General features: G+C 36.7%; 19 protein-coding genes and 1 pseudogene. 10 read left to right on the top strand and 10 right to left on the bottom strand.

Annotated elements, in window-relative coordinates; genetic code table 11:
• Positions 1-14: 14 nt before the first annotated feature.
• Positions 15-1,301 (bottom strand): N-acetylmuramoyl-L-alanine amidase family protein, encoded by a 1,287-nt coding sequence (locus SOP96_RS15735; protein ID WP_326321852.1) that lies wholly within the window; start codon positions 1,299-1,301, stop codon positions 15-17.
• Positions 1,302-1,367: 66 nt separating this feature from the next.
• Between SOP96_RS15735 and SOP96_RS15730 the strand changes: the two genes are divergently transcribed.
• The 3 genes from SOP96_RS15730 to SOP96_RS15720 all read left to right on the top strand — a co-directional run bounded on the left by SOP96_RS15730 (position 1,368) and on the right by SOP96_RS15720 (position 4,857).
• A complete protein-coding gene (locus SOP96_RS15730; RefSeq protein ID WP_326321851.1) occupies positions 1,368-3,956 on the top strand; it encodes a putative LPS assembly protein LptD in 2,589 nt (862 codons plus the stop codon).
• Positions 3,957-4,024: 68 nt separating this feature from the next.
• Entirely contained in the window at positions 4,025-4,405 is a 381-nt protein-coding gene (locus tag SOP96_RS15725; RefSeq protein WP_326321850.1) for a RidA family protein, read from the top strand.
• Positions 4,405-4,857 (top strand): hypothetical protein, encoded by a 453-nt coding sequence (locus SOP96_RS15720; RefSeq protein ID WP_326321849.1) that lies wholly within the window; start codon positions 4,405-4,407, stop codon positions 4,855-4,857. The genes SOP96_RS15725 and SOP96_RS15720 overlap by 1 nt, the downstream gene beginning before the upstream one ends.
• 52 nt (positions 4,858-4,909) lie before the next feature.
• On the opposite strand, the gene SOP96_RS15715 is transcribed toward SOP96_RS15720, so the two are convergent.
• The gene (locus SOP96_RS15715) at positions 4,910-6,439 is read right to left on the bottom strand and encodes a trypsin-like peptidase domain-containing protein (protein WP_326321848.1); all 1,530 of its coding nucleotides are present in this window, start codon (positions 6,437-6,439) and stop codon (positions 4,910-4,912) included.
• A 357-nt stretch (positions 6,440-6,796) separates the two neighbouring features.
• Between SOP96_RS15715 and trhO the strand changes: the two genes are divergently transcribed.
• Positions 6,797-8,161: an oxygen-dependent tRNA uridine(34) hydroxylase TrhO gene (gene trhO / locus SOP96_RS15710; protein WP_326321847.1), complete on the top strand. Its 1,365-nt coding sequence runs from the start codon at positions 6,797-6,799 to the stop codon at positions 8,159-8,161.
• A 108-nt stretch (positions 8,162-8,269) separates the two neighbouring features.
• On the top strand, positions 8,270-8,848 hold the full coding sequence (locus SOP96_RS15705) for a 5-formyltetrahydrofolate cyclo-ligase (protein ID WP_326321846.1): 579 nt from the start codon (positions 8,270-8,272) through the stop codon (positions 8,846-8,848).
• Here SOP96_RS15705 and SOP96_RS15700 read toward each other — a convergent pair.
• Positions 8,794-9,378 carry a hypothetical protein gene (locus SOP96_RS15700; protein ID WP_326321845.1) on the bottom strand — a complete coding sequence of 195 codons (585 nt, stop codon included), beginning with the start codon at positions 9,376-9,378 and terminating at the stop codon, positions 8,794-8,796. The genes SOP96_RS15705 and SOP96_RS15700 overlap by 55 nt on opposite strands.
• Positions 9,362-10,525 carry a hypothetical protein gene (locus SOP96_RS15695; RefSeq protein ID WP_326321844.1) on the bottom strand — a complete coding sequence of 388 codons (1,164 nt, stop codon included), beginning with the start codon at positions 10,523-10,525 and terminating at the stop codon, positions 9,362-9,364. Before SOP96_RS15695 ends, SOP96_RS15700 begins: the two co-directional genes overlap by 17 nt.
• Positions 10,526-10,709: 184 nt before the next feature.
• Here SOP96_RS15695 and SOP96_RS15690 point away from each other — a divergent pair, with 184 nt between their 5' ends.
• Positions 10,710-10,976, top strand: coding sequence for a hypothetical protein (locus tag SOP96_RS15690; RefSeq protein WP_326321843.1), 267 nt, complete (start codon positions 10,710-10,712; stop codon positions 10,974-10,976).
• An 85-nt stretch (positions 10,977-11,061) separates the two neighbouring features.
• On the opposite strand, the gene SOP96_RS15685 is transcribed toward SOP96_RS15690, so the two are convergent.
• A complete protein-coding gene (locus SOP96_RS15685) occupies positions 11,062-11,826 on the bottom strand; it encodes an RNA methyltransferase (RefSeq protein ID WP_326321842.1) in 765 nt (254 codons plus the stop codon).
• Between the two features lie 50 nt (positions 11,827-11,876).
• The gene (locus SOP96_RS15680; protein WP_326321841.1) at positions 11,877-13,385 is read right to left on the bottom strand and encodes a DNA recombination protein RmuC; all 1,509 of its coding nucleotides are present in this window, start codon (positions 13,383-13,385) and stop codon (positions 11,877-11,879) included.
• A gap of 171 nt (positions 13,386-13,556) precedes the next feature.
• On the opposite strand from SOP96_RS15680, the gene SOP96_RS15675 reads away from it, so the two are divergent.
• Entirely contained in the window at positions 13,557-14,216 is a 660-nt protein-coding gene (locus SOP96_RS15675) for an SGNH/GDSL hydrolase family protein (RefSeq protein WP_326321840.1), read from the top strand.
• 7 nt (positions 14,217-14,223) lie between these two features.
• On the opposite strand, the pseudogene SOP96_RS15670 reads toward SOP96_RS15675, so the two are convergent.
• From SOP96_RS15670 to SOP96_RS15655, 4 genes and pseudogenes are all read right to left on the bottom strand, one after another.
• A pseudogene (locus tag SOP96_RS15670) lies at positions 14,224-14,879 on the bottom strand (DUF5995 family protein).
• Between the two features lie 151 nt (positions 14,880-15,030).
• Positions 15,031-15,555 carry a YciI family protein gene (locus SOP96_RS15665; RefSeq protein ID WP_326321839.1) on the bottom strand — a complete coding sequence of 175 codons (525 nt, stop codon included), beginning with the start codon at positions 15,553-15,555 and terminating at the stop codon, positions 15,031-15,033.
• A gap of 5 nt (positions 15,556-15,560) precedes the next feature.
• Positions 15,561-16,739 carry a nicotinate phosphoribosyltransferase gene (gene pncB, locus SOP96_RS15660; RefSeq protein ID WP_326321838.1) on the bottom strand — a complete coding sequence of 393 codons (1,179 nt, stop codon included), beginning with the start codon at positions 16,737-16,739 and terminating at the stop codon, positions 15,561-15,563.
• Between the two features lie 88 nt (positions 16,740-16,827).
• Entirely contained in the window at positions 16,828-17,304 is a 477-nt protein-coding gene (locus SOP96_RS15655) for a Dps family protein (RefSeq protein WP_283422065.1), read from the bottom strand.
• 108 nt (positions 17,305-17,412) lie between these two features.
• Between SOP96_RS15655 and SOP96_RS15650 the strand changes: the two genes are divergently transcribed.
• The 3 genes from SOP96_RS15650 to rpsG all read left to right on the top strand — a co-directional run bounded on the left by SOP96_RS15650 (position 17,413) and on the right by rpsG (position 20,024).
• The gene (locus SOP96_RS15650) at positions 17,413-19,008 is read left to right on the top strand and encodes a hypothetical protein (protein WP_326321837.1); all 1,596 of its coding nucleotides are present in this window, start codon (positions 17,413-17,415) and stop codon (positions 19,006-19,008) included.
• Between the two features lie 103 nt (positions 19,009-19,111).
• Positions 19,112-19,525, top strand: coding sequence for a 30S ribosomal protein S12 (gene rpsL, locus SOP96_RS15645; RefSeq protein WP_027381287.1), 414 nt, complete (start codon positions 19,112-19,114; stop codon positions 19,523-19,525).
• Positions 19,526-19,547: 22 nt separating this feature from the next.
• Positions 19,548-20,024 (top strand): 30S ribosomal protein S7, encoded by a 477-nt coding sequence (gene rpsG / locus SOP96_RS15640; protein ID WP_072883914.1) that lies wholly within the window; start codon positions 19,548-19,550, stop codon positions 20,022-20,024.
• Positions 20,025-20,028: the final 4 nt, after the last annotated feature.

The raw sequence follows: 20,028 nt of genomic DNA, 5'->3' as shown, positions 1-20,028 counted from the left end.
AAAATTATATCGCTTTATTTAGCTACTTTTTGAATGACCGTATTTTTAATGCCTTTAGCCTCAAGATCTTTCTGAAGTTTCACTGCATCTTCCAGAGTCTGCGTTTTTCCAAAGGTATAATAGAAAACACCGTTTTCCTTATTCCTTTGCACATCTTTCAGGTTCTGTAGGATGAATGAATTTCCGTTCAGTTTATCACCTGCATACACTTCAATGGTATAATATCCGCTATTCAGCTTCTGATTCGGCATAAAACCTACAGCATACGCATTCCGGAATCCTGCATCTTTCGCAGTTTTGATATTGATATCCCGAACCGAAGCAAGGTTTGTTACCCCGTAATAATATTTGTATTGTCCGTTCTCTTTAATAGGAAGGATGTAATTCAATCCTTTTAGTGCAGGATCGCCATCATTGTATTTTGTTGGTGAACTCAATAGTAAAATCCTGAAATCATTTTTCAGGGCAACTTCTGCTGGTTTTTCCGGCTCCGGCTTCTTCGTCGAAGCAGCATATCCTGATTTACGGTCTATCGCTTTTTTATAATCAATAATCGCTTTATAGATACTTTCGGCAATTTCATTCTGTCCCTTGTCCGAAGCCAGGTAATGGCTTTCTTCCGGATGGTTGATGAAGCCTGTCTCAATCAGTACGGAAGGCATTGCATTCATACGGAGAACGTGCAGGTTTTTCTGGAAAACGCCACGGGAAGTCCTTTTATCTTTATTCACGAAATTATCTTCCACAAGGCCGCCTAAAAGCAAGCTTGATTCAAGATATTTACTTTGCTGAAGCTTCAGGGCAATAAGAGATTCCGGAGAACTCGGGTCGTAAGATCCGAAGGTCTGCTTATCTTTTTCATCCAGAAAGATCACGTCATTTTCCCTTTTGGCAACTTCCAGGTTGGTGTCGTTCTGGTCCGGCCCCTGTACAAAAGTTTCCGTTCCGTAGGCAGTAGGCCTTTTGGAAGAATTACAGTGTATGGAAATAAAAAGATCTGCTTTGCTTCTGTTAGCCAGGTTGGTTCTGTCTGAAAGTGATGGATATTCGTCTATTTTCCGGGTATAAATTACTTTAAAATCTTTATTTTTTTCGAGCATCGCTCCCAACTTTAAGGTAATGGCAAGCGTAATGTCTTTTTCTGCTATCCTGCCTATATCATCATAGGTTCTGTTGGCTCCGTGGTCACTTCCCCCATGTCCGGCATCGAGAACAATGGTGAATTTCTTCTGCGAAAAAATAAAGTTGATCGAAAGAAAAAGGAGAAATGATAAAATTATTTTAAAATTTACTTTGTGCATCCTACAGTTTTAAAAATTATATTAATTTTGAGCCTTAATTGTATATAAATAAATATAACAAATAAATTGGCCAAAACCGTCTCCAAAAATATATTACAAATTTTAATTATCCTAATTTTTAACAATTTTTTAGCACAGGAAGGTCCTGAAAAATTGACTAAAGATACGGTTAATAAAACTATTCCCAGGCAAGATACCATCGTTCTGAAAAAAGAGCCTCTCGAAAGTGTTCTCCAGACCAAAGCAGACTATAACCGCAGGGATTTTCAGAAAAAAATGATTTATCTGAATAAAAATGCACAGGTAAAATATCAGGATGTTCAGATTGATGCAGATTATATTTCCATCGATGAAACGAAAAGCCTCATGTACGCCCGCGGAAAGCAGGATTCTTTAGGAAAATATATCGAACCGGCTATTATTACTCAGGCCGGGAAAAAATATGAAACCGACGAGTTTCAGTACAATACCAAAACAAAAAAGGCTATTGCATTTAATGCAAGAACCGAAGAAAGCGAAGGGGTTATTGTTGCTGAAAAAACAAAAAAATACAACGATTCGGTCTTCGCCATGAGGCGGGCAGATTATACAACCGACGATTATTTCATTAAAAAGAAAGATGCTACGGCAGATTATTTTTTGCGTGCTTCCAATATTAAACTGGTGAAAACAAAAAATAAATCTTCCATTATTTCAGGGCCTATTCAGATGTATATAGAGCAGGTTCCCACTCCGCTTATTATGCCTTTTGCCATCTTACCGTTCTCCGACAAAAGATCTGCAGGTATCCTGATCCCGAGTTTCGGGGAAAGGCAGGATGTAGGGTTTTTCCTGAACGGTTTGGGGTATTATCAGCCGATAGGAGAACATTTTGACCTTAAAATTCTTGCAGATCTTTATACAAAAGGAAGCTGGAACTTGCGCCCGGAAATGAATTATGTTAAAAAATACCGCTATTCCGGGAACTTTTCTGCCGACGTTGGAACCGCAGTGAGAGGGATTAAAGGGTTAGACGACTACGGAAAGACAAGCACTTACAGAATTGCATGGAGACACACCCAGGATGCAAAAGCAAATCCTTTCCTGAACTTTTCCGCATCAGTGGATATTGTGAGTACAAAATTTTATAATAATACGCTGAACAATAATTATATTTTAAATCAAAACGTATTAAATACACAGCAAAACTCAACGGTAACAATTACCAAAAGATTTTTGAGATTGCCGGCAACCATTACCGGAACGGCATCGTATTCCCAGAACTTTGCCACCGGATTGGCGGATCTTCGCCTTCCGCAAATGAATATTGCAATCAATCAGTTTTATCTTTTCAAGTCTAAAACAGGAACAAGAACAGGTTTATTGGAGAACATTACGGTAAATACAGGCCTCAACCTTACCAACTTTGTGCAGACAGATGAAGGAGAACTTTTCACGGCGGCAATGTGGGAGAAAATGCAGACCGGACTGAAAAATAATATTGCGTTAGGAACCAATACTACCATTGCGAAATATTTCACATTCAGCTTGGGAGCTAATATTGATAATGCTTTAACCACTAAAACCGTTAGAAAATATTACGATCCTATTGCAAACAAGGCTGTAACGGCAACTAATAAAGGAGTGGCTGGGTATTCTACGTTTTCAACAACGGCAAGTCTTCAGACCACCTTATACGGACAGGCAAATTTCAAGAAAGGTTCTGCCATAGAAGCGATCAGGCATATGATGACGCCAAGCATCGGGTTTACCTATGCTCCGGATTTTGACGGTGCAGGTTTCGGATATTACAGAAATTATTATGATGCCAACGGCGCTTTAACCCCTTATTCCATTTTTGAAGGAGGTATTGTGGGAGCTCCAAGCAGTGGAATGGTGGGCGCACTCGGCTTTAACATCGGGAACAATGTTGAAATGAAGGTAAGATCTAAAAAAGATTCTACAGGGGTAAAAAAAGTGAAAATTTTTGAATCTTTAAACCTATCTGGAAATTACAACTTCGCTGCAAAAGACCACCCTTTTTCCATCATCACAATTAATGGGCAATCTTCATTCTTTGATAATAAATTAAGTGTAAATACAAGCTTATCATTAGATCCGTATAAAATCATTTATCTTCCTGGTCAGGATACCGGGATCAGAACCGAAGAGCTGGGAGGTTTCAGTATTCAGGGATTCAATGTGCAATTGTCTTATCCTTTAAGCAGCGAATTGTTCGGCGAAAAAACGGATTATTCCAAAAAATATCAGCAGAAAGGCGAGGTGAGAAATGAAAATTATTATTTTGATGATGATAACTATGCGCATTTTGATCAGGCATGGACACTGAATATAAACGCCAATTATGCCTACACGAAAAGCTATGCATCAAGAACACCTACAAGGCTGGCTTCAGTAGGCCTTGACGGCAGTATCAAGCTTACTCCTTTCTGGAATATCAATGCAAGCACCCATTATGATATGGTGACTAAAGAATTGGCGTATACAAGGATAGGTTTTGCGAGGGATCAGCGAAGTTTTACCATCAATTTCAACTGGGTGCCTTTCGGGCAATATAAGGTGTACGATTTCTTTATCGGGATCAAAGCCAATATCTTAAGCGATGCCCTGAAATATAAAGACAGAAGTTTTACACAGCCAAATGCACCATTCTAGCATTAGATTTGATATTTGATTATAGAAATAGAATATAAATTTTATATTTGCACCCAAAATAAATTCTAATGAAAAAAATAATCAGCACTGTAAATGCTCCTGCAGCAATCGGGCCTTATTCTCAAGCCAATATGGCAAACGGAGTTTTATACATTTCAGGTCAGATTCCTGTAGATCCTGCAACAGGTAAATTGGTAGAAGGTATTGAAAAGGAAACGCATCAGGTAATGAAAAATCTTGAAGCCATTCTTACAGAAGCCGGAATGACATTTAAAAATGTTGTTAAAGCCACTATATTCCTTAAAAGCATGGATGATTTTGCGGTAATGAATGATATTTATGCATCTTATCTTGATGCGGAAAGCTTTCCGGCCCGTGAAACAGTACAGGTTTCATGCCTGCCAAAAAATGTGGATATCGAAATTTCTATGATCGCTCATCAGGATTAATGAATTTTATAAGAAATACAATTGCGGTTATTGTAGGCCTGGGAATTGCCGGCCTCATCATTACTCTTGGGATAAGAGTGTTTCCGCAATGGATTACTTTCGAAGCTTTTGCTCCGTTTGAGCATTGGGAAAGATTTCTTCAGAGCATGCAGCACGATGATGCCTTCTTTGGCTTTCTTTTGTTTATTTCAGGATTAGGAACAACAGTGGGAGGTGTTGCCACGGCAATGATTGTGAAGTATGCTAAAGTAGCGTATGCAATCCTTATCGGTTTTATCATGCTTTTTCTCGCTATGCTGGATGTCATCATTTTTCCGTACCATCCTACATTCTATAAAATTTCTATTTTCCTTACTTTTTTTCCGTTTTCCTGGATAGGAGGCAAGATTGTAGAAATTATTTATGAACGTAAAAACAAGAAAAGAATCTCCGAAAAAGTAAATCAATTATAAAAAAAACGCTGCAATTTGCAGCGTTTTTTATTAGTGAATGTGAATTTTATTTTTAAGGCATTTTAAAACCTCTTGTATAAATCTGTCCATAAGCATCCACAAATTTTACCGAGACATTCCCTGAATATTTATCAAGAATCTTTTCTACATCTTTTTGTGAATTTACAGGCTTGCCATTAATCTCGATCACGATATAATTATCTACGATCCCAATTTTGGCGATCTCACTTCCTTCCGTTACATTTTTGGCAACCACACCACTGTTTAACCCGTAGTCTGTTTTGAATCTTTCGCTTAAAGGATCAAATTCAGCTCCGATTTTTTCGGTAACGCTAAGATCTGCCTTGGTTCGTGTTGAGGTTCCGCCCTTCTGGTCTTTCAATGTTACGGTAGTGGTATTTTCTTTACCATTCCTAACGTAGGTTACCATTACTTTATCGCCAGGACGCTTGCTTCCTATCGCAATTGATAGGTCTGCAAAATCGGTAATTGCGGTGTTATCTATTTTTGTGATAACGTCACCTACTTTTATACCTGCGTCTTCAGCACCGCTGTTATCACCGAAACCGGTTACATATACTCCGGAACCAGCTTTGATATTGGTTTTCTTATCTTTATTATAAGCAGCTACCTGCATGTCATTGGATAAGTCTAATGATTGTACGCCTAAGAAACCTCTCTGTACAATACCAAATTTTTTGATATCCTCAACAATTTTTCTTGCTAAATTGGATGGAACTGCGAAACCGTACCCCTGATAATATCCTGTTGTAGACTGAATGGCAGAGTTGATACCGATAAGATCTCCATTCGTATTCACCAAGGCGCCACCTGAATTTCCGGGGTTGATAGCAGCGTCAGTCTGAATAAAGCTTTCAATAGGATTGGCAGCTTTACCCTGTGAGCTTAAAATTCCAATCCCTCTTCCTTTGGCGGAAACAATCCCTGCGGTAACAGTAGAATTCAATCCAAGCGGATTTCCTACGGCAAGCACCCATTGCCCAACTTCAATATTGTCTGAATTCGCAAAATTCAGGTACGGAAGTCCTTTTTCCTCGATTTTTAATAAAGAAATATCAGTATTCGGGTCAGTACCTACTAAAGTGGCGATATAAGATTTTTTATTGCTTAAAACAACCTCCAGTTTGTTGGCGCCTGCAACAACGTGGTTGTTTGAAATAATGTAACCGTCTGGCGAAATAATAACCCCGGAACCCATTCCTGAAGGCATATTATCCGGCATCTGCTGCTGTCGCTGTCTTTGCTGCCCTCTTCCTCCGAAGGGATCTCCGAAGAAAAAATCAAAAAGGTCCTGTTCAGAAGCACGGTTAGCCGTTCTCGACTGGTAATTTTTAATAGTAACTACGGCAGGAACGGTAGTCTTTGCTGCTTTTACAAAGTCCTCACCTACCGCTCCGGAATTCATTCCTGCAAAGGTGACGTCGGAGGCGGATTTGGTAAAGTATGACTGGTCTGCGGTATTGGAGTCATGGTTGAAATATTGTAATGTTCCAACGGTAGTAGCTCCTGAAATAACTCCTACTACGGCAAATGGTAATAGTTTTTTTAAAGTACTCTTCATTATATATCTTTCTTATTTAATTATTATTTTGAAATTTCATTATTGTTGTGAACAAATTTAATGCTAAATAAGTATGTACTTAGTATGCAATGTTTCAATTTTAACTAAAATTTAACAGCAATTGTAATAATTTATATTCTATCCCATAAATTTCAAATCTTTATTAACGGACATTAAAAAAAACTTAATGACATTCTGGCATATTGATGTCTTTAATGTCACAAAGTTAAATTTAAAACCGAATGTGGTATCACCAAAACAATACCACAATACTCATATATGATAATTCTTATATTTTTGAATATTTTAAAATTAATTACCTTTGCAAAAATTTTTCTCACTTAAAACGTTTATAGCATGCAACTGTACAACACCTTAAGCGCAGAAGAAAGAGCTCGACTTATTGATGAGGCCGGAAAAGAGCGCCTTACATTATCTTTCTATGCGTATGCCAAAATTGAAGATCCCCAAAAATTTCGCGATGACTTATTTCTAGCCTGGAATGCACTTGATGCTCTTGGCCGTATTTATGTTGCGCACGAAGGAATTAATGCTCAGATGAGTGTTCCTGCAGATAATTTTGAGGCATTTCGCGAAACGCTTGAGGCTTATGATTTCATGAAAGGTATTCGACTTAATGTAGCAGTGGAGCAGGATAATCATTCATTTTTAAAATTAACGATCAAAGTCAGAAATAAAATCGTTGCCGACGGGCTGAACGATGAGACTTTTGATGTTACTAATAAAGGCGTTCATTTAAAAGCTAAAGAATTTAACCAATTACTGGAAGATCCGAATACAATTGTTGTGGATTTCAGAAACCACTACGAAAGTGAAGTGGGGCATTTTGAAGGAGCCATTACACCTGATGTTGAAAATTTCAGGGAAAGTCTGCCTATCATTAACGAACAATTGCAGGATTTCAAGGAAGATAAAAACCTTTTGATGTACTGTACCGGTGGAATACGTTGTGAAAAGGCAAGTGCCTATTTCAAGCATCAGGGTTTTAAAAATGTTTTCCAGTTGGAAGGCGGAATTATCGAATACACCCGCCAGATTAAAGAAGAAGGAATTAAAAGTAAATTTATCGGTAAAAATTTTGTGTTCGACCACAGGTTGGGCGAAAGAATTACCGACGATATTATTGCGCAGTGCCACCAGTGTGGAAAACCATGTGACAACCATACCAATTGTGCCAATGATGCCTGTCATTTGTTGTTTATCCAGTGTGATGAATGTAAAGAGGCTATGGAAAACTGCTGTTCCACGGAATGTCAGCAAATAATTCATTTGCCGTGGGAAGAACAGGTGCAACTAAGAAAAGGACTCCAGGTAGGAAATAAAGTGTTCAGAAAAGGGAAATCGGAAGCACTGAAATTTAAAAAATCAGGAGATTTGCCGAATGAGCCTTTGGCAAAAGTCGCAAAAGCTGAAACCAAAGATATCCGCCAGAAAATTAAAATCAAAAAAACATTAATTGGCAGAGCAGAGCATTATTATTCAAAATCTAAAATTGCTCAGTTTTTCATTGAAAATAATGAGCTTTCCACAGGAGATAAAGTGTTGATTTCCGGACCTACAACCGGAGATCAGGAAGTAACAATAACCAGTATCTTTGTTAATGGAGCTTTCAGCAATGTGGCAAAACCCGGCGACCAGATTACCTTTGAACTGCCTTTCAGAGTACGTTTATCAGATAAATTATATAAGATCATCGAATAATGTGTTAAGTCGGTGAAACTCTGTAGGAGTTTTATCTGTGTAGTAAAAATAATGTGAAAATAATAAAATGGCGCTCCGTAGGAGCGCTATCTTTTTATAAATTTAAACATGAAAAAATCTGACCTTAGAAAAAAATATTTAGAAAAAAGAAAATCTCTTTCTGAAATAGAAATCTTTCAGCAGTCGGAAGACATTTTAAAAAAATTTATTGAATATTTTAGACCTTTACCACAACAAAAGGTTCACATTTTCATTCCGATTCATCAATTCAAAGAAATTAATACCCGGCTTTTTACAGATTATTTTTTTAGCCGCAACATCAGCGTTTTCGTTCCTAAAATAATTGATACAAAGCTTATTTCCGTGGAAATTTTTAAGGATACGGAATTTGCTGTAAACCAGTGGGGAATCTACGAACCCCTCACCAATGAAGATTCAGGAATTACAGATTTTGATTTTGTCATTACACCATTACTGTATTGTGATTCTTTGGGAAACAGAATTGGCTACGGAAAAGGATTTTATGATGCTTTTTTTGAACATATTTCTGAAGAATCAAAAAAAATCGGAGTTAATTATTTTAACCCCGATGAAAATATCGATGACGTCCGTGAAGAAGACATTCCTTTAGATTATCTGGTTACTCCCACCGATGTGCTATCTTTTTTTAATAAAGGACTTGAATAAAAATTCAGAAAGAAAAATTTAAACTCCTTTTTCGTATTCGGTGTAGAAACAAGAATATATTGCGCATTTTTCTCAAACGTTCCCAGTGTTTTATTCTTATTGTCGAAATATTCAACACTAAACTTGGCAAAATCAAGCGTATCTTTACTCTGAATATCCTTATATACTTCCAGGTTGTTCACCTTAACGGTTTTTACCTTCAGGCTGTCCAGCTCATGAAAAAGATTTTTGAAAGTAAGGCTGTCCGGCTTATGAAAATAGCTTTGCATTTGCGAATAAATCACAGTATCTATTTCGGTATTTCTATTTCCGGATAAATACAGCGTTGAAAGGTCAAGAAGCTCCTGAACTTTTTGTTTGGTGATGTAATTAATAGCCTGCGCGCTATCCATCTGTACCGCAGGATAAGTTTTTGTGTTGTTGCTGTTTCTGAGTTTATCCAGATCACTTATTTCCGTCTTTTTATTATTACAGGAAACAAATGCGAGGAACAAAACTGTTAATATCAAAAAGTTATTTATTCTTTTCATCTGTTGCAATTTTAAATTTGATGGAGATGATTTTTCCGTTATTATCTTTTTTCATTTCAATTACACTTAAATTTTTTAGGGATGTCGTCGGTGTGGTCACCAGTGTAATGTATTTTTGTTTATCAAGTCTTTCTATTCCATAGATATTATTGTCATAAATCTGGTAGATAACAGCATTTTTACTGATTAAACTTTCCAGCTGGTTTCTTTTGCGTTTAAGCTCCTCCGGATCTCCGTTGGCATCTTTAATGGAAAAATAATATGCTGCCATCTTGTAGTCATCCGGTTTCAGCTCAATGATTTCTTCATCAGGCGCATTTTCCAGGCTTCTGTTGATTTCCAGGTACTCGTAAAACGGTGAACTGATCTGCATTTTAAGGCTTTTATCTTTCGTAGAATAATAAAAGCATTCTCCAGGCTTGATTTTATAAAGAATAGGAGATTCGTTTTCTTTAATTACTTTTATTTCAATAGTGTTTACTACACCAACACCTCTATCTGCATCAGTGAAGCAATATTTATATGTTTTTGAAAAAATAACGTCCTTAAATCCAAGAAGGCCTGTCAAAATGACCAAAACGGCAGTTATAGCAGCCCAGATGTTTTTTCTGATGAAACTTTTCTTCGGCTTGATCTCCTCCGTAATATCTCGGGTTGGAAACTTCTCATTTTGCTTAATTAACTGATTTTCAGTATTTGATTTTTGTAAATCTGTATTTTCAGGGGTTTTTGTTTCCTGTTTTTGACCGGAAATTTCGCTCAAGGGAAGAATAGGTGATTCAGTAACCGTTTTTTCAATTTCAACAACATCTTCATCAGTAATTTCTTCATCCTCCTTTAATAATTCTCCGGCAAAAAGATGCTGCTTTTTAAAATCGTACCAAGATTCGTAACCCGCATAAATACTCAATAAATTAAGCATATCTATTCTGGGTAATTTGGTAACGGGAGAATTTTTAAAATAGGTGTAAAAAGATTTTTCGCTGATGTTTCCTTTCGCTTTTTTTCGAAGGTCTTCCTGAAAATAGATGATATCAATTCCCTTCCATTTAGAAATATCATCATAGGAAGGGGTATGTTCTTTCAGATATTGAGCCTGTACATCCCTTTTCAGCTGCTCAAAGTGTAATAAATCTAAATCAGTCAATTTATTTTAAAATAATTAAATTATTGATTATCAGTTGTATTTATTTGTAAAACTATTTTACAAATGTATTACAATTATTTTTCTTAAACAAATTTTCTATCTGCTATACCTTTGTCTCGTTCAAATAACCGAACAGAGAAAAGATTTTATAAAACAATATTAACAAAATTAAATTTAATTTATTATGAAAAAGTCATTATTCGTAGCTGCTATCGCTGCTATCTCTTTAGTTGCTTGTAAAAAAACTGAAACTAATTCAACTGACGCTGCTAAAGATTCAGTAAACGCTACTGCTGATTCAGCTACTACAGCTATCGATTCTACAGCTGAAGCTACTGTAGATTCAGTAAAAGCTAACGCTGATGCTGCTAAAGATTCAGTTAAAGCTGATGCTAACGTAGCTAAAGAAGAAGTTAAAGCTGAAGCTAAAAAAGAAGATGCTGCTAAATAAGTAAAGCACACTTTAAAAAAAATAAAAGAACCGCTCACCCAGTGATGCGGTTTTTTTATGCCTGTATAACAATAAAGCTAATAAACTATTTTTTTTGTCTTAATGTTTCATAGCAGGTAATGGCTACCGCATTACTCAGATTAAGTGAATCAATGCTCCCTGCCATAGGAATGAGCGTGTTTTTTCCCTTTCCAAACCAAAAGTTGCTCAATCCGGAATGTTCAGTTCCGAAAATTACCGCAGATCTTTTTTTAAAATCCCTCGTGTGGAGATCCTTCGAATTTTCATCCATGACCGTAGTGTAAATTTCATACCCATTTTTCTTAAGGAACTCCAGGGTCTGCCCGTTTTCTGCCTGGAAAACATTCATCCCGAAAAGACAGCCTACGCTCGATCTTATCACATTCGGATTGTAAAAATCTGTTTTTCCGTCGGAAACAATAAGTCCGTCAATCCCAAAAGCTTCACAGCTTCTTAAAATTGCACCTAAATTCCCGGGCTTCTCAACACCTTCCACCACAATAAGGGTAGAATCTTTTTGAGGGTTAAATGAAAATAAATCGGTTTCTTTTGTTTTATACACACCAATAATTCCTTCCGAGCTTCCGCGATAGGCTATTTTTTCATATACTTTGTCACTTATCAGATGTACTTTGCCTTTTGGAAGTTCCTGCTGGAAAATACTTTCACAGATAAAAAACTCTATAGGCTCAAAACCAAATATCTGTGCCCGATTGTTTTCCTGCTGACCTTCCACTGCGAAAAGATTCGATTTTTTTCGGAATCTGTTATCAGTAAGGAGTTTGGTAATGTATTTTACCTTTTCGTTCTGAAAGCTTTCTATTAACATGCTGCAAAATTAGGTAAAATCTTTAAGATTCTTCTGAATCCTTTTTCTGTTTACTCCTCCGAAATATCCAGCTGTACCTGCGAACTGTCGATAAGACTCTGAGGAAGTTCTTTTTTATTTTTTATGCCAAGCTGCTTTAGTTTCTGAGTTTGAAGAACCAAATTGTTATTTCCGGTAGAAAGCTGTTTAAAAGCTTCGTTATAAACATTTTTAGCCAAATCAAGATTCTTCCCAACTTTTTCCAGGTTATCGATAAAACCTACAAACTTGTCATACAATCGTGCTCCGCGGTCTGCAATTTCCATAGAATTCCGGTTCTGGTATTCACGTTTCCAAAGATCCGAGATCAGCTTTAATGAAGTAATGAGATTGCTTGGATTCAATAATAAGATCCGTCTTTCGTACGCATAATTCCAAAGATCCTGATCCGCTTGCATAGCTGCAATATAAGCCGGTTCGCTCGGAATGAACATCATCACGAAATCGAGCGATTTTCCGTAATCATCGTAAGCTTTCTGGCTTAATTGGGAAATATGGCTTTTGATGGATGAAAGATGCTGGTTCAGCTTTATGCGGTATACGTCCTGATCAGTTTCATCCACAAGTTCGGTAAAAGCGGTGAGGGAAACTTTAGAATCGATGATTACATTTCGTTCGTCGGGATATTTTACCACAGCGTCCGGGCGCATTTTTTTTCCGGAAAATTCTGAAAACAATGCTTTGTTGTCTTCATCTCTCAGCTCGTGCTCCAGGAAATATTCCCTCCCTTTTACCAGCCCGGATTTTTCCAGAATGCTTTCCAGGATCATTTCGCCCCAGTTTCCCTGGGTTTTGCTTTCGCCTTTCAGGGCGCGTGTCAGTTTTTTGGCATCTTCGGAAATCTGCTGATTCAGTTCTGCAAGCTCCTTTACCTTTTCTGCCAAAGAGAAACGTTCTTTATTTTCTTTTTCATAGGCTTCATTAACACGGTTTTTAAGGTCGGCTATTTTTTCCTGGAAAGGTTCAAGGATCGTTTTGAGATTGTGCTGGTTTAAAGTAGTGAATTTCTCCGCTTTCTCTTCTAAAATTTTATTGGCTAAATTTTCAAACTGCAGTTTCGATTCCTCCTGAATTTTTGTGATCTCCTGCTTCTGCGTTTCCAGAGATTTCTGTAAGTTTTCATTAATGGCCGAAAGTTCGGAGTTTTTGGCATAGAGCGCCTGTTTTTCTGTCAGAAGACTTTCAATCTGGGAAGTTTGCTTTATCTGTACTAGCTTTTGTTCTGAAAACTGAGTGTGCAACGAACTGTATTCCGCTGAAATTTTAGCAAATTCATTCTTTAAATCATTTAACAAATCAGCGTGCTGAAGATTCAGTTCCTTATCTTCCAGAATATTTTGATTCAGTTCCCGGATCTTGAGATTGGAATTTTCCAGGTCGGAATTGCTTTTGATGTATAAATTATTGAGCTCGTCAAAAGATTTTCTTGGAACCATCGACGATTTTAAAGCAAAATAAAGAATGACCGCGCCGATAAATCCGCCCACGCTGCATCCGATGATTAAATATATGATCTCCATTTTTCAAAATTACAAAAAGGAAATCTGAATTCTTTTGCGGGAAACCGTAAGTTTTAATTCATGAATAAATTTCTTAAATATTAATTCATGGCAAGAGTGTGAATGTTTCAAAGCGTATATTTGTACATATTATTCATGATTTCCATTAATTTAAATTTAAAATATTCTTAAATGAAATTTTTAACGATCGCAGCCATTATGTTTTCAGCCGTTGTATCAGCACAGGATTTTGCCAATTATGCTAAATATGAAAAGCAAAACCGGGAAATTTTATCCCAAAATATAGCTCCGAATACAGTATTTATGGGTGATTCCATTACGGAAGGCTGGTTTTCTGCGGACCCGTCATTCTTTACGAAGCATAACTTTGTAGGAAGAGGAATCAGCGGGCAGGTAACTTCGCAGATGCTTTTGAGATTCAGGGAAGATGTTATTAATTTAAAACCGAAACGTGTGATTATTCTTGCCGGAACAAATGATATTGCAGAAAATCAGGGGCCGATTTCTCTGGATAAAGTATTTGGAAATATTGTTTCGATGGTTGAGCTTGCAGAAGCAAATAAGATTAAAGTAGTTTTATGCTCACTTCTTCCGGCCTATGATTTCGGATGGAGAAAAAATATGCATCCTGCGGAAAAGGTTATTGCCCTCAATACGATGATTGAGAATTATGCCAAAAAGCACAATATTCCGTATGTAGATTATCATTCCGAAATGAAAGATTTACGAAACGGACTGGACAAAATCTATACGGAAGACGAAATTCATCCCACTGCAAAAGGGTACGAAAAGATGGAATCTATCCTGATTAAAAAGTTAGCAATAAAATAAAATCGGTTTACACATTCTTTGTTGAAGCAAGAATCTCAATATTTTTTGCCACGTCATGACTTTCGCATTTTTTTAGTTCTTTAAGCAAAGCCGACGTTGTAAATTTCGGGCTGATAATTTGTGTGGCGACTTTTGCTGCGGCATAATCAATAATCCCAATAACGGATTCCCGAAGAAATCCAGGTGTGTTCGAGGTGATGACAGCTGATGCCCATGAAGTTTCCCTGGCTTTTGAAATGGCGAAATCCAGAACTGTATTATCTTTTCCGTTTGAAATCTTGTCAATCAGGTCTACCGGATAGCAGATTGTATTCAATGAATCCTGAACTTTTTGATTGATCGAAGCGATAACATGCCGAGGAAGATGTGCTGTAAAATCAACAGGTTTTTATTCTTGGCTGCTTCAAATGCAATATACCAAGAATTGGTGCATTTTTTTCCTTTGGAATACGCTTCCCATGCCTGGAGATAACGATTTGCAAAAGCAACATCAAGGAGTACCATTCTTGGATTGTCCTCAAACTTTTTCTGCTCGATTCCTTTCAAAACCTGCGCAGTCATGATTCGATAAGTACATGCAAAATACCCTACAGGACTTTGATTTTGCTTTGCCCAAAGGATAATGTCGTCTAATTTTTTCAGAACTTCTTCAATGGTTTTCATAGTGTTTTGTTTTGAGAAATATAAGAAAACCTCACGTATTGTGTGAGGTTGATTTGGGATGCATATATTTAACGCAAAGTTCTCAAATATTTTTGCAAATTATGCTGCTTTTAAGTTCGCAAAGGCGTTAACACTCAGCAAAGATTTAGCATTACGGATTTTCCTTCGCTATTTCCTTATGATGCTTTAGGTACATCGGCAATGCTGCTGATCCGTACCACGGAAAAATTTCATAGCTGAAAACGCCGGCCTGAACGGCAGGATCGGTTTTTACCCATTGCGCTGCTTCTTCTTTTGACTGGGTATTGAAAATGAACATGCCTCGATAGTTTTCCTTATTTTTCTCCAGGAACGGCCCTGCAACAACAATTTTTTCTTCATCGGCAAGTTTGCCAATATTGGCTAAATGGCCTTTCATCAGTTCTGCCATTTTGGCTTTGTCATCAATTTTAGAACGACCGGTGGTGAGCATTACAATTACGTAAGGCTTCATCCCGTAATGGTCTGCACCTAACGAATCTGCCAGTTTTTGATTAAAACCAGAAGTTCTTTCTACAGCCGAACTGTTTTGTGCGGGCTTACCATCTTCACCAGGTTTTCCATCATCACCTTTCATTTGAATGTAGCAAGAAGTGGTAAAAAAATAAAGCATGCTTAATAATATGAATTTTTTCATTTGGTTTAGTCTTTAATACGTAAAAATTCTTTTGCCAGTTCGATCATTTTCGGGTCTCCGGTATATTTTCCGTGTTCATCGGAAAGTTTTACGGTAGGAATCCATTCTTTGTTCGGTGCCTGAACACCAATTAATTTCATCACAATATTCATAGGTTTTAAGCCTACATCATTGGTGAGGTTGGTTCCGATTCCGAAAGATACACCAATTTTTCCTTTACAGTAATTGGTGATTTCCTCCACCTTTTCAAGATTCAAACCATCGGAGAAAATAATATATTTAAATAAAGGATTGATGCCGTGTTTTTGATAATGGGCTATGGTTTTGTCTGCAAACGTGAGCGGATCGCCGCTGTCATGACGCACCCCGTCAAAAAGTTTAGCAAATTTTTTATCAAACTGTTTGAAAAAAACATCAGTTGTATACGTGTCTGAAAGTGCAACACCAAGATCTCCCCTGTATACATCCACCCAATGTTCCAGAGCCAGTTCGTTGGCCATTTTAAAGCCATATTCTGCAGCATGGAACATAAACCATTCGTGTGCGTGGGTGCCGATGGGCTTTACGCCGTACTTCATCGCAAAATGCACGTTGGAACTTCCGATAAATGTTGAATTTTTATTCTGGGTTAAAGCTTCCACAACCAGGTTCTGTACCCTGTGTGAATGTCTTCTCCGGGTTCCGAATTCAGCAAAATTAACACCGAGCTTTTCAAGAGTTTTAGCCTTTTCAAGGGTTCTGTTCATCACGATTTCATTGGAATCTCTTTCCATATGGTTCATTTCGTAGTGCAACTCGCTGATTAATGCAAGCAGAGGAACTTCCCAAAGAATTGTTCTGTACCACAGTCCTTCTACGGTTACGGAAAGTTCGCTTCCTTTCTGGTGAATTTTTACTTCGGACGGATCGTAATGATACCCTTCCAGAAAATCAAGATAGGGCAGATCGATATACGGACAGGTTCTGGCCATGAATTTTTTTTCTTCTTTAGTGAGTTTCAGTTCTGCCATTTTGTTGACAGCTTCTCGTAAAGCTGCATCAAAACCGGCCGGAAACTGGTGTTTTCCTCTGTTGATAAATTCATATTTTACTACAGAGCCTGGAAAAAGTTTTACCACCGCATTTTGCATGGTAATTTTATAGAAATCGTTATCCAGAATTGAATTCAATCGAACGTCGTGCATGATTGTGTAATTTATACGCAAATATAATTAATAAAAATAAAATCACCTAAATGTAAGGTGATTTTTTTAATTGAGATGTAAAATTTTATTATTTACCTAAGTAAGAATTATACATCCATACTTCTTTTTCCTGTTCTGTGATGTAGTCGCTCATTTGGGAGTTTGTTCCTTCATCTCCGGCTTCATCCGTGATATCCAGAAGTTCTCTTTGCAAATCAATTACTACTTTAAATGAGTTGAGGATATTTTCTACGCTTTTGTTGGCGTCATTTACTTCCTGGCTTTCTTTGATGGTCGCTACTTTAAGATAGTCTGAGTAATTGTGAGCCGGTGTTGCACCCAAAGTAAGGATTCTTTCTGCAATTTCATCAATCTTTAAAACCAGATTGTTATACAGTTCCTCAAATTTCGGGTGAAGCGTAAAGAACTGATCTCCTTTGATATTCCAGTGAGAACCCCTCGTGTTCTGGTAGAATATGGAGTAATTGGCTAAAAGTACATTCAGCTTTTCAGCTATTTTTTTGCAATCTTCTTCCTGAAGTCCTATAATGTTCGCATTTTTCATATTAATGATAGTTTATTTTTTACAAAACAAATTTAAGTAAATATTATGCCGAAATTCTATATTCATGATTGATGATACTTATCTTTGAAATTCTTAGAATTAATTTTTATGTTAAGTGATTCCAAGCCTGCTCAAAAAAGTTTTTTAATTTCGGCAGCGGTTTTTATTATAGTTTGTGCCGCATATTATTTATTATCTGTTTCTAAAACGGATGGGAACTATGTTTATCTTATTGATGATGCATACATTCACCTGGCGATGGCTAAAAACTTTGCACTTTATGATATTTGGGGAGTTACGAAGTATCAGTTTTCTTCTACATCTTCATCGCCGCTTTTTACTTATTTTTTGAGTGTTCTCATCAGAATTTTCGGAAATAACGATCAGCTTTCAATCTATATTAATATTGTTTTTAGTTTGGGTACGGTGTATTTTTTAAACCGGTATTTTTCAGGAATATTTAATAGCAGTAAGAATACGGTTATTGCTGTTCTTTTTACTTTATTCTTTTCGGTTTTGCATCTTCAGGTTTTGTCCGGAATGGAGCATGTTTTCCATGTTTTCTTATTTGTGGTAAATCTTTATTGTTTATCAAATTTTAAAAATAAATATTCGGTTTATGGATTTTACCTCTCTTTAATATTGATGGGGTTGGTGCGTTTTGAAAGCATGTTTTATTTCATGATTTTGGCTTTTGTTTTCATTCTGATAAAAAAATGGGGAGAAGCATTCCTTGTATTATTAACAGGTTTTATTCCGATCATTATATTTTGTTGGCTGAATTATCAGCAGGATGGATATTTATTCCCGAATTCAGTTATTGTAAAAGGAACAAAATTCAGCTTTGATTCCAATTTTCCGCATCAGTTAAAAACAATTTTTTTAGATAATTTTTTACTGAACGTAAGTTTTTATAAAGTCGGCTTTTTTCCTGTTTTATTAAGTATTATTTTAATTGTAAAAGATTCCAAAGAGAAACATTTTCAAGACATTATCAAGAGCAACTTTTTATTGATCGTGATTTCTTTACTGATGATTTGTCATTCAATGTTTGCAGATCTTAAAGGAATGTTCCGTTACGAAGCATACATTCTCACCGGATTTTCAATGGCTCTTATTCCCAAACTGAAAGGCCTTTTTGGAAATTTCAGGAACTATATTAAAAGTGAACGGCTGATTGCAGGAATTGTATTGATGAACATTTTTTTATTGATTTACAAGTTTTCGTTCGCTCATAAAATGCTTGAAAACGGAGGGAAAAATATTTATGAGCAGCAAATGCAGTCGGCAAAATTTCTTCACACTTATTATAATGAATCAAAAGTAATAGCCAACGATATTGGGGCAATTACTTATTTCACAGATATTCATTTGCTGGATACGGCAGGGTTGGGTTCTGTGGAAACCATTGTTTTTAATGAAAATAAAAGAGTTCCGGATACTGAATTTCAAAGTTTTCTGACACAATATACTGCTGATAATAAATATAATATTGCCATCATTTATGATGCCTGGCTTCAAAATCATATTCCTGAAAACTGGAAAAAGGCTGCCGAACTTAAAATTAATAATCCGATTAGTGTAGCCAGGGATAAGGTAAGTATTTATGCGGTTGATCAGGATGATCTCGAAAAACTTAAAGAAAATGTAAGGAACTTTACGTGGAACAAAAATGTTAAAGTAACAATCATGACGCAACCGTAAATATCTGTTAATTAAATTTTAAATAAAATTATTATTTCTGTATAACTGCTTGTTAATTAAAAAAATATTATTATTTTTGCACCCTAAAATAAAAAGCAATTAAATGCCTACTATTCAACAATTAGTAAGAAAAGGAAGAGCCACGCTTGCCAAGAAGAGCAAATCGGCTGCCCTTGATTCTTGTCCACAAAGACGAGGTGTATGTACGAGAGTATATACTACCACTCCTAAGAAACCGAACTCTGCGCTAAGAAAAGTTGCAAGGGTAAGACTTTCTAACGGTAAAGAAGTCAACGCCTACATCCCGGGCGAAGGACATAATCTTCAAGAGCACTCGATAGTATTGGTGAGAGGCGGAAGGGTGAAAGACCTACCGGGAGTACGTTACCACATCGTAAGAGGTGCTTTAGACACCGCTGGTGTAAATGGAAGAACACAGAGAAGATCGAAGTATGGAGCTAAGAGACCTAAGCCAGGTCAGGCACCAGCTGCACCAGCAAAAGGAAAGAAAAAATAATCATTAAATAAGGAATAAGACAATGAGAAAGACGAAAGCTAAAAAAAGACCGTTGTTACCAGATCCGAAATTTAATGATCAATTGGTAACTAGATTTGTAAACAACTTAATGCTTGACGGTAAGAAGTCAATCGCATTCAAAATTTTCTATGATGCGTTGGATATTGTAGAAACTAAAAAAGGAGATACTGAAAAAACAGCCCTTGAAATCTGGAAAGATGCATTAACAAACGTAATGCCTCACGTAGAAGTACGTTCCAGAAGAGTAGGTGGAGCTAATTTCCAGATCCCGATGCCAATCAGAGCAGATAGAAAAATTTCTATGGCCATGAAATGGTTAATCAAATATTCTAAAGCGAGAAATGATAAGTCTATGGCTTTAAAACTGGCTAACGAAGTAGTAGCTGCTTCAAGAGAAGAAGGTGCTGCTTTCAAAAAGAAAACTGATACTCACAAAATGGCGGAAGCAAACAAAGCTTTCTCACACTTCAAATTCTAATCTG

The sequence above is a fragment of the Chryseobacterium salviniae genome, from assembly GCF_035819015.1.
GTDB classification, from domain to species: Bacteria; Bacteroidota; Bacteroidia; order Flavobacteriales; family Weeksellaceae; genus Chryseobacterium; species Chryseobacterium salviniae.
This window is presented reverse-complemented; position numbering and strand designations above follow the sequence as displayed.

Excerpts from the sequence above, each read along its gene's own strand:
- SOP96_RS15735 (WP_326321852.1), bottom strand. The coding sequence starts at position 1,301 with ATGCACAAAGTAAATTTTAAAATAATTTTATCATTTCTCCTTTTTCTT.
- SOP96_RS15725 (WP_326321850.1), top strand. The coding sequence starts at position 4,025 with ATGAAAAAAATAATCAGCACTGTAAATGCTCCTGCAGCAATCGGGCCT.
- SOP96_RS15720 (WP_326321849.1), top strand. The coding sequence starts at position 4,405 with ATGAATTTTATAAGAAATACAATTGCGGTTATTGTAGGCCTGGGAATT.
- SOP96_RS15715 (WP_326321848.1), bottom strand. The coding sequence starts at position 6,439 with ATGAAGAGTACTTTAAAAAAACTATTACCATTTGCCGTAGTAGGAGTT.
- trhO (WP_326321847.1), top strand. The coding sequence starts at position 6,797 with ATGCAACTGTACAACACCTTAAGCGCAGAAGAAAGAGCTCGACTTATT.
- SOP96_RS15705 (WP_326321846.1), top strand. The coding sequence starts at position 8,270 with ATGAAAAAATCTGACCTTAGAAAAAAATATTTAGAAAAAAGAAAATCT.
- SOP96_RS15700 (WP_326321845.1), bottom strand. The coding sequence starts at position 9,378 with ATGAAAAGAATAAATAACTTTTTGATATTAACAGTTTTGTTCCTCGCA.
- SOP96_RS15690 (WP_326321843.1), top strand. The coding sequence starts at position 10,710 with ATGAAAAAGTCATTATTCGTAGCTGCTATCGCTGCTATCTCTTTAGTT.
- SOP96_RS15685 (WP_326321842.1), bottom strand. The coding sequence starts at position 11,826 with ATGTTAATAGAAAGCTTTCAGAACGAAAAGGTAAAATACATTACCAAA.
- SOP96_RS15680 (WP_326321841.1), bottom strand. The coding sequence starts at position 13,385 with ATGGAGATCATATATTTAATCATCGGATGCAGCGTGGGCGGATTTATC.
- SOP96_RS15675 (WP_326321840.1), top strand. The coding sequence starts at position 13,557 with ATGAAATTTTTAACGATCGCAGCCATTATGTTTTCAGCCGTTGTATCA.
- SOP96_RS15665 (WP_326321839.1), bottom strand. The coding sequence starts at position 15,555 with ATGAAAAAATTCATATTATTAAGCATGCTTTATTTTTTTACCACTTCT.
- pncB (WP_326321838.1), bottom strand. The coding sequence starts at position 16,739 with ATGCACGACGTTCGATTGAATTCAATTCTGGATAACGATTTCTATAAA.
- SOP96_RS15655 (WP_283422065.1), bottom strand. The coding sequence starts at position 17,304 with ATGAAAAATGCGAACATTATAGGACTTCAGGAAGAAGATTGCAAAAAA.
- SOP96_RS15650 (WP_326321837.1), top strand. The coding sequence starts at position 17,413 with ATGTTAAGTGATTCCAAGCCTGCTCAAAAAAGTTTTTTAATTTCGGCA.
- rpsL (WP_027381287.1), top strand. The coding sequence starts at position 19,112 with ATGCCTACTATTCAACAATTAGTAAGAAAAGGAAGAGCCACGCTTGCC.
- rpsG (WP_072883914.1), top strand. The coding sequence starts at position 19,548 with ATGAGAAAGACGAAAGCTAAAAAAAGACCGTTGTTACCAGATCCGAAA.